The 12066-nt window shown below is 44.1% G+C and carries 11 protein-coding genes and 1 pseudogene; 9 read left to right on the top strand and 3 right to left on the bottom strand.

All coding sequences use genetic code 11. The features are described 5' to 3' along the window. The 3 genes from AC1DUA_RS25990 to AC1DUA_RS25980 all read left to right on the top strand — a co-directional run. On the top strand, window positions 1-537 hold a 537-nt coding region (locus AC1DUA_RS25990), incomplete at its 5' end, for a glycosyltransferase (protein ID WP_477502523.1). Window positions 538-567: 30 nt separating this feature from the next. Next, window positions 568-1704 carry a YkoP family protein gene (locus AC1DUA_RS25985; RefSeq protein ID WP_477502522.1) on the top strand — a complete coding sequence of 379 codons (1137 nt, stop codon included), beginning with the start codon at window positions 568-570 and terminating at the stop codon, window positions 1702-1704. A 9-nt stretch (window positions 1705-1713) separates the two neighbouring features. After that, window positions 1714-2373: a TVP38/TMEM64 family protein gene (locus tag AC1DUA_RS25980; protein ID WP_477502521.1), complete on the top strand. Its 660-nt coding sequence runs from the start codon at window positions 1714-1716 to the stop codon at window positions 2371-2373. Between the two features lie 187 nt (window positions 2374-2560). On the opposite strand, the gene AC1DUA_RS25975 is transcribed toward AC1DUA_RS25980, so the two are convergent. The 3 genes from AC1DUA_RS25975 to AC1DUA_RS25965 are packed head-to-tail and all read right to left on the bottom strand — an operon-like array spanning window position 2561 to window position 6029. Further along, the gene (locus AC1DUA_RS25975; RefSeq protein WP_477502520.1) at window positions 2561-3832 is read right to left on the bottom strand and encodes an MFS transporter; all 1272 of its coding nucleotides are present in this window, start codon (window positions 3830-3832) and stop codon (window positions 2561-2563) included. Continuing rightward, window positions 3832-4221: a hypothetical protein gene (locus tag AC1DUA_RS25970; RefSeq protein WP_477502519.1), complete on the bottom strand. Its 390-nt coding sequence runs from the start codon at window positions 4219-4221 to the stop codon at window positions 3832-3834. The genes AC1DUA_RS25975 and AC1DUA_RS25970 overlap by 1 nt, the downstream gene beginning before the upstream one ends. Beyond that, a complete protein-coding gene (locus AC1DUA_RS25965; protein WP_477502518.1) occupies window positions 4113-6029 on the bottom strand; it encodes a tetratricopeptide repeat protein in 1917 nt (638 codons plus the stop codon). The genes AC1DUA_RS25970 and AC1DUA_RS25965 overlap by 109 nt, the downstream gene beginning before the upstream one ends. A 345-nt stretch (window positions 6030-6374) precedes the next feature. On the opposite strand from AC1DUA_RS25965, the gene AC1DUA_RS25960 reads away from it, so the two are divergent. From AC1DUA_RS25960 to AC1DUA_RS25935, 6 genes and pseudogenes are all read left to right on the top strand, one after another. Next, window positions 6375-6731: a cupin domain-containing protein gene (locus AC1DUA_RS25960; RefSeq protein WP_477502517.1), complete on the top strand. Its 357-nt coding sequence runs from the start codon at window positions 6375-6377 to the stop codon at window positions 6729-6731. 11 nt (window positions 6732-6742) lie between these two features. Then, on the top strand, window positions 6743-8527 hold the full coding sequence (locus AC1DUA_RS25955; protein ID WP_477502516.1) for an alpha/beta hydrolase family protein: 1785 nt from the start codon (window positions 6743-6745) through the stop codon (window positions 8525-8527). Next, on the top strand, window positions 8437-8670 hold the full coding sequence (locus AC1DUA_RS25950; RefSeq protein ID WP_477502515.1) for an alpha/beta hydrolase family protein: 234 nt from the start codon (window positions 8437-8439) through the stop codon (window positions 8668-8670). Before AC1DUA_RS25955 ends, AC1DUA_RS25950 begins: the two co-directional genes overlap by 91 nt. A 67-nt stretch (window positions 8671-8737) precedes the next feature. Further along, complete coding sequence (gene rpmF, locus AC1DUA_RS25945; protein WP_028553571.1) at window positions 8738-8914, top strand: 50S ribosomal protein L32; 177 nt, start codon at window positions 8738-8740, stop codon at window positions 8912-8914. Between the two features lie 96 nt (window positions 8915-9010). After that, a complete protein-coding gene (locus tag AC1DUA_RS25940) occupies window positions 9011-11107 on the top strand; it encodes a helix-turn-helix domain-containing protein (protein ID WP_477502514.1) in 2097 nt (698 codons plus the stop codon). A 522-nt stretch (window positions 11108-11629) separates the two neighbouring features. Continuing rightward, window positions 11630-12066 (top strand): annotated as a pseudogene (locus AC1DUA_RS25935) (sugar ABC transporter permease); the annotation flags it as partial.

Raw genomic sequence — 12066 nt, 5'->3', positions numbered from 1 at the left:
CTTCTTATAGTTGGGGCATATAGTCAATTAGATCTTACTGCTAAGATGATAAAAAGTCTTGATGTCATAAGGGATTGTCATATTACTGTGGTATGTGGCCGAAATGCTAAGTTGAATCAACTCCTAACAAAGCAATTTCAAAGTAATAGCAGAGTCAAAATTCTGGGTTTCGTCGAGCGGATGGATGAACTCATGGCTTCAGCCACATGTATCATTAGTAAAGCAGGAGGATTAACATTAGCTGAATCTCTTGCTCTAAAAGTTCCTCTTTTTATATATCGGCCGTTCGCTGGTCAAGAAAAGGATAATGCCACTTATTTTTCTGAAAAAGGTATTGCATTTGTCAGTTATCGTATGAGTGATCTCGTTAACCAAATTCGTCAATTTATAGATAATGATACTTGCGTTTCTCTAGTAAAAAACAATATGGATTTCATACATTATAGAAAAGCAGCAGAACGGATCGTTACGGACGTTCTTAGTACAATTTTTGGACGCAAGAGAGAACAAGTGATATCGAATTCACCCATGATTTAAATAATCCTCTCTAGAAAGAATGTGATTTGCTTGCATATATTGTTATGGTTTGTACTTGGGTCCAAAGCGGAGAAGTATCCAGATATCATTCTACGCATTCATCATGAAGGTCATCTGATCGGCATTCACAACTATGTTCATTGGACGAATGCACTTATGACTCCCACAAAGGTTCGAAAGCAATTGAATGATTCTGTAGAGGCGATTGAGAAAATTATTGGGGTAAAACCGATTTATTATCGTCCTCCTTGGGGAATTATTAATGTCTTTGACCTATTTTTAGTGAAGCGATTTCGATTGGTTCTCTGGTCGTTAATGGTAAAAGATTGGAGAAGCAGGGGAGGCATTAATCGGATAAGGTCAACCTTACTAGCCAAACTACAAATGAACCATATCATCGTACTTCATGATAGTGGGCAGACTYTTGGGGCGAATAGAGATGCTCCTCACTATATGTTGAAAGCCCTCGAGGATTTTCTTGAAATATGCAAACAGCGAAACTATCGTTTTCTACCCATAGATACCTATTTACAATTACTACAATTTAAGAAGAGGGAGCCAAGTGGGCTTGTGAAAAAAATTCTCGTTTTCATCTGGTTAAAATGGGAGCGTATTTTCAATTGGTTATTCAACATTCGGCCAATTGATGTGGATAATCAAATTTTCTATAGCCGAGTGTGCAAATATCACGGGAAAACGATCCATTTGGGAAGTGGGGAAGAGCTGACTTCCGGAGATCTGGTTGTTGAACTTCATTTTAATAATGAGAAACTTCATCAGTTGATTACCGAGTCTAGCTCTATGTTTCAACTTGCCGTAAAAATCAAACATGATGTACAGAGCTTTCTGCCTACGCTGGCACAACGTATTCATATCATGCCCGAAAAGATCAAAGCGATCTACGGAATCACTATGATACATAGAGGTTCTAGACAATTAGGTTTTACCGTGACAGAGTTGCCAAAAGGTTTGTTTAGCAGATTTACACAGTTCTATTTAAAGACATTATTATACGTTCTTCATCCTAACGGAAGAGATCGATTAAAACTGAAAAGTGAACTATTGTCTCCAAGAATAGCAACTATTTCTACTAAGGAACTCTACAAAAAATACGCGGCTACTGTGGAACCTAAGCCGATCTCAGAACATGTGATTTCGATCAGTTAGGAAGATTATATGAAGCAAACAGGACCTAATATGAAGCTTTTAAGCGTTATAAGTATACTTGTCATTGCAGGTATCGCAGGTTATTATCTTTATCTTGTTCATACAGGAGAAGCTGAAGGGCTCATTCATCGTATTCGGGATCTTGGGCACACAGGCATTATCATTGGTATCATTGTTCAGTCTATTGTTAATATTCTCCCAGTACCCGGAGAGTTCATCTCTATCGCACTCATGGAAATATATGGTCCTGTTTGGGGCGGTGTTTATTCGTGGATAGGCGGTGTACTGGGCGCGGTGGGTGCGCTCTATGTAACCAAATGGATTGCAAAGCCTTTCTTCAGTAGATTAGCGCAGCCATTTCTACAAAGAGTAGAAGAGTTCACAAAAAGGCATGAATCGTTTGGTCTATTACTCATCCGATTCGTCCCATTGGTCCCGTATCATTTTGTGAATTATGCGTTGGGTTTTTTGAAAATAAACATTTGGTCTTTTATCTGGACCACTGGCTTGGGCATACTTCCTTTTACAATTGCTATGAGTGGTCTTTATGCGGGGGTTCGTAATGGTTCATTCTTATGGGGAGCTATTGGTATCTTCATATTTATAGGATTGCTAGGAGTAAGCTTGCTGATAAAAGGAAGGCGGAGACGAGTCTCTGATCGGGTGTAATGTTTCAGCTCATTCCCCCTTTTTTGGAACTGGATAATATGTTTAAGTCCTGCTATCTTGCATATTCTGATCGATTCCTTGTTTGTTCCTTCCAATCTGCACCAAACAGAAAAAAGAAAAATCCCGATGCAGCTCAACATCTTGAGACATCGGGATTTTTCACGCGATTTTCACACAGCTGCCTTCTTTAAAAACCTGGGCTTTCCCTTTCATGCTTAGACTGCCGACTCTGCCTTTTTTTTAATTCATGTATGGCAATAATGACAAATGAAATCAGACCGAACCCTCCGCAAGCCTGCAAAAATAGGGAGAAGGGAGCTGGTTGAATCGTTTGGAAGAAAAGAGAAAACAAGCCCGCGTTTACTGCTACTCCAAGGAATGTAAAGGTCATAAACAATCCGGATGCGCGGCCTGCCTGCTCCGGACGGTGTGAGGTGAGCAGGAATGAATGAGCTACCACGCCAAAAACCTGACCGAACAAGAGCATTGCAGAGCTAGCAGCAACAGAGAAAGACAAGGATGGGAACCAACTCATGGCAAACAAAGAAATAGCAATCAACAGGCTGGAGGCCCCCAGAAGTTGAAAGTCCAGAAATTTCTTACGCAGTCGTCCGATGAGGAATGTTCCCGCGAAGGCACTGATTCCATTCACAAGATAGAACAGGCTGAGCCCTGTCTGATCCATATGGTATATACTTCGGGCCGCTACCGCGGGGAATAGGTTAATGACTCCTGCACCTAGATTGAGGAAGAGTACAGAGACAAGCAGAACCCACTTCACCTTTACCGTGCTTAAGGAAGGAGGAGAAACTTCGGGTTCTTTCCTTGCTTCTTCTGTAAATGACGGAACTTGAAGTCGGATCCAAACGGCCAATATACCAAATGATAGGACAAAACTAAAGATATCAATTATAACAATGATTCGAAATGAGAGCATAATTAACAGCAGTGAACCGAATATTGTTCCAAGAATATGGGTTGCCCAAGTTATGTTAGAAAGAAGGGACATTGCGGCTGTCACTTGTTCCGTCTTTAACCGTTTGCGAAACATACTCGATTGGGTCGCTGTAAACAATGGATTCAATAAGCTTAAACCAACGATAATGCCTAAGGCAATAATCACTTGGGATTTATCTCCCATATCTGCCCATATCATTAACGGAACTAATAGTAAGGAGCAGATAGTATCCAGGCATATCAGAAGGGGGACGCTTTTGAATCGGTCCGACAAGGGTGCAAGCCATTTGCCTCCGATCATAATGGGCACATATACGCACAGGATGGTCCAGCCCAACAATGACCCGGCCCCACCTTGCTTGTCGAAGATATCGTATATCGCGCCTGCGCGGAACATCCAGTTTCCCAGCTGACTTAACCCATATGCTAAATACAGAGGCCATAAAGATCTAAGCACCTCTATTGTGCTGGAGGATGGTTCCGAAGCGTTGGTTGTGGTCATCAGGATACGAGCTCGCCTTCAATTTCCAAAAGTAAATGATCAAGGGCTTCCGAAGAGCCGAACTTTTCTTTGGCCGTGCGGAGCTTTTCCAATGCCTCTACCATCTGACCTTGTTTACGATGAAGCATACTTAGATTTATGTAAATATCAGGGTCCTGCTGGAGCTCCAGTGAGCATTCTAGATCTTCCCGACATTCTTCGTACCTCTCTTCGTTGAAATGCAATATGGCTCTGTTATTATAAGCTTCACTTAACTTAGGATTCAAAAGAATGGCATAGTCTAAATCTTGTGCTGCCTCTTGCAGGCGATCGAACTCTTGAAAAACAAGTGCACGGTTATTATAGGCTTGTGCTTCCTTAGGCTGGTGGTAAATGGTGTTATTGAGCATTTCCAGAGATTCAGCATAGCGTCCCTCGTGATAATAAATGACACCGAGACCGCTTTGCAGTAATACGCCATGGCCTCTTCTAGTTTTCCAGCTTTTTTTAGCAGGTTAGCTATATCATTGTAGTATTCTCCATAGTTTGGATCGAGAGCAATAGCATGCTTATATGTTTCATAGGCTTTGTCAAAATCACCAACCAATTCATATACTTGCCCCGTATTGTAAACCAAGATGGATTGGTGCAGTGCATATTTCTCATTTCCATAGATTTCTTCCATACGGTCTAATCCTTTTGTACATAGCTCAATGGCTTCTACAAAGCGGCCTTGGCGGGCACGGATATAAGCAAGCGCATTCTCAGCAAAAACCATAATGTAATCATATTTGGGATGGTTAAGGAACAGGTTCTCAATCTTCTCCAAGTTTAAAAGTGCATAATACTCGGCTTTGGGTAGATCCACCGGAATTTGATAGCGTCCATAAGTCATGCTCTGAGAGTACAGAATCATAGGGACCGCGTGGCTTTCTGGAAATTGTTGATAAAATAATTCCAAATACGGAATGGACAAACTCGACAGTCCGAGTGAGTACAAAATGAACGACATTCGGATGAACACCGAATTATGGGGTTGTTCACCATCCGGAAGAACGCGAAGATGATTAGAAGTATAGTAAGGAGAAAATATTTCAAACCAAGTATCATAAAGGCCAATTTCTTGCAATTGGATGGAGATGGGAGTCAGAGCCCCCAGTTGTTCTGCTTGAGTAAGCAAAGACATGGCATGAATCGGGTGAAGCAAATTCCCCCAAGAGCTTTCGCCGCGGAGTTTCTCGATCTGCTCCTTATGTAGTCTTGCCCGTGTTTCGGGATGGAATGTCGCATAATTGCGCAAGGCCATAGGATCATCGGAAGCGCAATGTCCTTCAATGAATGCTTTTAGCAGAGTATAGCGCGATTTTTCACCTTTCAGCTGTAGACAAAAATCAAGATATGTAGGATAGGGCAAGTATGGATTCACTTCCATACCTATCTCCATTCCTTCCAGAAGGGCATACAGTTTCGCTGTGTTCCCGCCGGATGCTTCATAAAGGAGATCCATTTTTTTGGACGATATGCGGATTCCTTGAGGCAATTGATCTATCCAAAGTCCGAACTCATCTCGGTCCATGCGGTGAAAGGGAAGAGTCACTGCGGCTTCTGCTATATCAGGGTCGAGCGGCTGTTCGCAAAGAAGCACAATCCGCATTGACTTTGCTAGTTGATTACGGCGGTGAAAGATACGCAAGAACGTCTTAGCCGTTTGGGAAAGCTCGCTTGCATGATGAACTATAATTTTGAAGTTACGTCCTGTTATAGATACAGCGTCTAACAGACATTCGTAAACTCCATGGAGAAGCTTCTCCTGATATTCATGGTGGTAGAAGCGGGTACGCTCGTCTGGAGACGCTAAATTGGTCAAATCCTTTTCATATGCAAAATAGTTGGAAGGTAGGTAGGGGAAGAGGCGTTTAAGGGTCTGCTCATGCTTATGAATATATTCGGGATGAGTTGCATGCATGTCTTCTAAAAGGGTATGAATAAGAACTTCCAAACCGGCAAAATAGCCATAGGAGGAAGATCTGCCGTCAGAGTGGATGAGAGTATCGTGTGTGAACTTTTCTTCCATCCAATCCGTTAGAGTATCTTTCTTTCCTATCCMGGATTCTCCATAAATACATAGATAGGTCTTATCTTGCTCCTCTATTGACTCCCACGCAGAGTCCAATATGTCATATAACGTAGCACGAGTTCGTGATAAGTTGTTGATCATCAACTATCCCTCCAAATGGAATGAAAATGGTAAATTCAAATGGTGTTAATGGAAAAAGAGACCTAAAGTTTTGCCTTTAGGTCTCTTCTCATAGTAAGTATTAGTTTCCAATGTAAGGAGTTGTTGTGCGGATTGTAGTAGACTTTTTGGAAGTTTTTTTAATCATATTATAACACCTCTCTTCCATTTTGATTTGTAGCCAGATATAATGGAGTTCATAAGTAATTTCCTTATTTATCCAATTGGCTACTAAAACTACTATAACTTCTTTCGATTAAATTTACAATATTTTTCTTTTATGGTTGTTAGTTAAATTTACATTAATATTACTTTGGGGGTTATGATATGAATGATAATCAATTGATTCTGAAAGGGAAGCTAACATCACTATATGAAAATATAGCATCAAACTATCATAATTCCATTATCGGAACAGTCAATGAAAGTTGTTTGAGGCTAGCGGTATTTACGGGAACTTATCCTTGGCATTCCCACCCCGATTCAGATGAACTGTTCCTTGTTGTGGAAGGGGAGCTGATCATCGATCTAAGTGACGAGAAATCCATTGTTTTGTCTCCCAATGAGTATGTAACCATCCCCGCAGGCGTTTTGCATCGTACACGTTCTGAAGTGCGCACTGTGAATCTCTGCTTCGAGCATACGGATGCGAATACGGTGTTTGCTCAGGGATCGAACGAGTGAGAAGACGGAGGATGGAGTTTAGGGATCTTACGGACATTGCAGATTATAAAGAAACCGCTGTTACAGCAGACGGAAGACACTCAGCTTTCCTTTCCACGATGTGGGACTTGGAAGAGGATGAATTTGAATATACTTTGTATCYGTGCTCTATAGTTGAACAAGAGGGAATAACCCTGATTTGGAAGGGCAGTCCTGGGGTAGGGGCAAGATGTCTTCAGTTCTCTCCACATGGAAAGGAACTTGCTGTACTTCAGAGAACAGAAGAAACGGATTACATTGCTATTTATTCTGTTGAAGATGGATCCATAAGACGAATTCCTCAGATATTCCATAATGCTTCATCGCTTCTGTGGGATAAGGCGGGAATAGGTTTTTATCTCGTCTGCGACGCTACTCCTCCGATAGATTCACCGCAGTACAGCGATTATTGGCATATCACTAAGATTCCTCAGCGATGGGCATGGTGGCGTAAGAAGAGAATTATTGTGTATGTGCAGGCAACCTTATCTGAAGGTGATATGGAGGATCCTGTTTGGCTTGCTGGCCCAGGCTATGAATTTGATCATGTCTTTTTCTCGCTTCACGAAGATATCCTTTACTTTGTAGATCAAGTTAACATTATCGGGACCCTTCCGCAATTACGATTAAGGAGCATTCATTTGGAGACGAATGTGGAAAGGGAACCCGTACCACTGCCTCACAGTTTTATGAACACTCCGGTTTCATCCCCTTCAGGCCGTTATCTGGCCTATGTTGCTTCGAGATCGATAGAAACGGAATCTTCACCATTATTCATTCGCTCTTTTCGTCATGAGACGATGAACCCGGCAGGTTTTCTACTCAACGCATATGATACGCGGTTGTATGTGCTTGATCTGGTAGATGGGGTCCTTTGTGAATACGGTTCGCAGGAAGAGATGAGCGCGGGAACTCCAGTAGGGATGCCTGCCGCTAAGCAAGAAGTTTATTGGATAAATGAGGAATATATTGCATTCATTGCAACGAGGGGACATCAGACCGAATTAGCGCGAGTATACAGAGGTGAATTGTTCAAGCTGCATACAGAAGTTCTAGGGCGCGGTGCTTCCCGGTGCCACAGTATAACTTCAGACGGGAGAGTTGTTTGTGTGCATTCGGAGAATGGGTTGCCTTTTGTTCCTGCTCTCTTTCGTATTGATCGGACGGAATTGGCGCTTTGTCCTGATTCTCTCAGGGGTTCGGGATCCTTGGAGATTGTGTGGGCTCCTCCTAAGGCAATAGATCAGGTCCCTGCCCCGGGAGCATGGCTTTATGAGCCTGATGGCATGGATGAGGCAATGCCAGRGTCAGTCCCGTTAATTGTTTACTTATACGGTGGAGCGGCTCAACTCTGTATGTCGTATGAAGATACTCACCAGCTTCTTGCTGGTAACGGTTATGCTGTTTTGGTTATAAACTCTACAGGCACAGCAGGCTATGGAAGTGTACGATCCGATCTACATTTGGACGATTGGGGAACGCACGCGATTCCTGAGGTGTTGGAGTCTGTAGAGTGTACACTGAGGCAGTATAAAGCTCTTAATCCGAACAGAGTTGCCGTATACGGAGGAAGTTTTGGAGGTTTTTTGGCGATGCGGTGCTTGACTGATTCCAAGCTATTTCAAACAGGTTACTGCTTATGCAAGGTGAACTCGATGGGATTGTACCTGTTGCGGAGTCTGAGCAAATGTTCACAGCGCTTACTTCAATGGGCAAAGAGGTTTCGCTCCTTCTCTTCCATGGGGAGGATCATGGAATTAGAGGTCGCCCAAAGGTGAAATTGCAAGTTAGGCGAATGCTGCTGGCATGGTTTGACAAACACTTGCGAGGGGATGAAGAGGCTTGGAAGGCGTATACGTCTGGTGACGTGGACGAGGCTATTATGTATTCGAGAGATGCAATTATCCCAACTCAGCATTGACAATATAGATCAAGAAAGTTATTATATACTTTGTTGATTTATGTAACTGAAAAGAGGTGTTTTGAAAATGGCAGTTCCTCAACGGAGAACGTCCAAAACACGTCGCGATAAGCGCCGTACTCACTTTAAACTGGAAGTACCAGGAATGGTGAAGTGTGAACAATGTGCAGAATTGAAAAAAGCACATCATGTTTGCAAAAACTGCGGTTCATATAAAGGTAGAGAGATCGTTAAAGCTCAATAATAATATGAATTGCATCGGAAATGACACTTCTAAACATTTAGGGTGTCATTTTTGTATTTTTTCTATGTCGTTCAATTTTTTCGGATGGAGGAACTTATGCCTTCGCGATACTCATCATTTCTAATTAAGCTGCTGATTACGACCTCATTGATTAGCGCGGTGCCTTTGCTGTGCCTAGGTGTATACGCTTTCTTTCAATCGACATCTACAGTTCAGGCGGTAAAAGGGCTTCTAGGGGTTCAAACCTACGAATTAGGTGTGAAATCAGCAGAGCTGCATAGTCCGCAGAACAATTGGTATATCAAAGACGGCGGCTTTTATTTTGGTACGGACGTTGCGAACGCGTCGAACGCGCTTGCTTATGTCTATACATCCCGGTGGCTGCCTGATCAGGATGCTTCTTTTGCAGGAATCAAACTTGTGAAAACGATTCCACCGCTTGCTGCGGAGCCCAAAGGCTATTTATTCGTACGGATGTCGAACACGGAGCTCTCCAAGCTGCTGACGGGAGGTTTCTCAACAAGAGAAACGATGGTCTTGGATGACAAGATGAAGATTATCATTCACAGTGATCCTGCGCGGATTGGTCAAAGTGTTCTGGCTGAGCCATGGGCCAAGGAGCTGCAGCAATTAGGCCATACACAAGGGTATGTCAACAGTACCTTGTCAGGCAAGCCTTATAGCGTGATTTATAATCAATCTCGCTACAATAACTGGACATATGTGTCGGTGATCCCGCTAGAGGAAGCAAGGAAGGAATCCGCTGCTATCGGATGGGCGACGCTGACGGCATGCGTTGTGCTGCTGCTTTTTGCCGCGCTGCTGTCCTATTGGGCTTCCAAGCGGATGTATTTTCCGGTCCGTAGTCTCATGGAATTCACGATGCGCCACAGCAAACCGCAAAACAGCGGCTCTGCAGTGAAAGACGAGCTGCAATGGATCGGCACACAGGTGGCTTCACTCCATCAATCGAAGGAGCAGCTGGAAGGTCAAATGAAGATTCAGGCCGGACAGCTTGTGGACTACTTCATGCTGAAGCTGTTTCAAGGGGAGCTGTACCGCGGCGAGATGGAGGAGAAGGCGGAGCGCTTCCAGCTGCCTGTCTGGAAGAATTATGCCGTGCTGGTCCTGCAGATCGATACGCTGGATCAAACACGATATCGCTCCAGTGAGCAGGATCTGCTGCTCTTTGCGATTAATAATATCGCCGCAGAGCTAATTGGTATGCCGCAGCGCATCCATGCGATGCCTATTGGCAATTATCAGGTGATTCTGGTCGGCAGTGATACGGATAACCACATGGAGCTGCTCAGCGAATGGAGTGCTCTGGCCATGTCGGTGCAAAGTGCCGTAGACGAATATTTGGGACTAAAGGTAAGTATCGGCATCAGTAGGCCCTATGACCAACTGTTTGCGACCTCAGGGGCATTTCTTGAAGCCAAAGAAGCCCTGCAATACCGGATTCGCCTTGGCGAAAAGGCGATCCTGCATCTAGATGACTTGAAGCCAAAACAAGCCTCAAGGCACTACTATCCGCACCATTTGGTGTCGGAGCTAATCCAGGCAATTGCATTGCTCGATAAGCACAAAGCCGAGGAACTGCTGCATCAGTTTATCCAGGACGTCCTGCGCGTAGAGACGGATTCGAATGTTTATCGGATGTCTTTTGCCATGCTGCTGACGGATCTCATCCGTGTATTGTATGACATGGGCGATACGGGGGAGCTTCTATTCCCGGATCAACGGAATGCGTATGAGCACATGTTCCGCTGGAAGACACCGCAGGAGATTGAAGTTTGGTTTAGAGATCAGATGATTCAACCAATGATGGAGCTGACCCTCAAGCGGCACGAGTCGTCCGGCAAAAGCATTTCCCGCTCGGTGATGGATCTCATCCATGACCATTATGACAGTGATTTGACGCTGGAGCAGTGCGCGCTGCGGTTGAACTACAGCACTCACTATATCCGCCGGATGTTCCGCAAGGAAGCGGGGATGAGCTTCAGTGAATACTTGGCGGGATATCGCCATGATATGGCCAGAAGCTGGCTGAGCAGCACGGAGATGAAGATCACCGACATAGCAGAGCGCTTGCAGTACACGAATGCGCAGAATTTCATCCGCCAATTCCGCAAGCTTGAAGGAATGACGCCCGGCCAGTATCGGGAACAGCGAAGGGATGCCATTGGCTGACGACTTTCCTTGCAAGTAGCGCCGATTCCTCCTGCTATTTGCAGCAATCCATACATTTTTCTCCAATTAACTGGATTTTCTACCGCTATTATCACCCATACCCGCCAAATACTATATCATGCCGACGATTTAACTGGAGTTCCTACCGCTATTTCGCTCCCTGCCACTGAGCAGCGCAAATTAACGGTAGTTATTCCAGCAATTTTCAGCTGCTGCACCTGAATGGATTGTTCCCTTAGAACTTCCCGTTAACCTAAAGAGGCTGTTCCAGAAGTCATCAATTGACTAGGAACAGTCTCTTTTTTGCGTACAAATGATTATCCGCAGGGCCGCTACTGATTATAAATGCCAGCTATAGCCGCCACAAAGCTGATTATCAGCAGGTGGAGCGCTGGTGATTATTGCACGCAATTTACGGCTTCGATACGCTAACGTTGTCAAAACAAACGAGGAGGACGAGTCAACGTGGAACTGACTTCCAGACCGATAAAAGCGGATACGGCTGCAAGAAGCAAAGCCCGCATGAGAATCAACCGTTTGCTGAAAAACAAATGGCTGTATGCGATGGCGCTTCCTGGCATGCTCTACTTTATTATTTTTCGTTATTTCCCCATGTGGGGGCTGTTGATTTCCTTTCAGGACTATCAGCCGGCCTTGGGCATGCTGCACAGTAAATGGGTGGGTTTCAAGCATTTTGAGAGGTTCTTTTTTGATGCCTCATTCGCGATGCTGTTCAAGAATACGATCATTCTTGCTGTCTATAATTTGGTCTTTTTCTTCCCGCTGCCCATCATACTGGCCTTGTTATTAAATGAAGTGCGCAGGGAAGTTTTCAAACGCAGCATTCAAACGATTGTCTACATTCCCCACTTCGTATCATGGGTGGTTGTGGTGGGGATCTCCTACATCTTCTTCACGACAGAAGGAGGTATCGTCAACGACCTGTTCGTGTCTTTGGG

The organism is Paenibacillus sp. 01T422 (assembly GCF_056398785.1).
This window is presented reverse-complemented; position numbering and strand designations above follow the sequence as displayed.

Excerpts from the sequence above, each read along its gene's own strand:
- AC1DUA_RS25980 (WP_477502521.1), top strand. The coding sequence starts at position 1,714 with ATGAAGCAAACAGGACCTAATATGAAGCTTTTAAGCGTTATAAGTATA.
- AC1DUA_RS25975 (WP_477502520.1), bottom strand. The coding sequence starts at position 3,832 with ATGACCACAACCAACGCTTCGGAACCATCCTCCAGCACAATAGAGGTG.
- AC1DUA_RS25970 (WP_477502519.1), bottom strand. The coding sequence starts at position 4,221 with ATGCTCAATAACACCATTTACCACCAGCCTAAGGAAGCACAAGCCTAT.
- AC1DUA_RS25960 (WP_477502517.1), top strand. The coding sequence starts at position 6,375 with ATGAATGATAATCAATTGATTCTGAAAGGGAAGCTAACATCACTATAT.
- AC1DUA_RS25950 (WP_477502515.1), top strand. The coding sequence starts at position 8,437 with ATGTTCACAGCGCTTACTTCAATGGGCAAAGAGGTTTCGCTCCTTCTC.
- rpmF (WP_028553571.1), top strand. The coding sequence starts at position 8,738 with ATGGCAGTTCCTCAACGGAGAACGTCCAAAACACGTCGCGATAAGCGC.
- AC1DUA_RS25940 (WP_477502514.1), top strand. The coding sequence starts at position 9,011 with ATGCCTTCGCGATACTCATCATTTCTAATTAAGCTGCTGATTACGACC.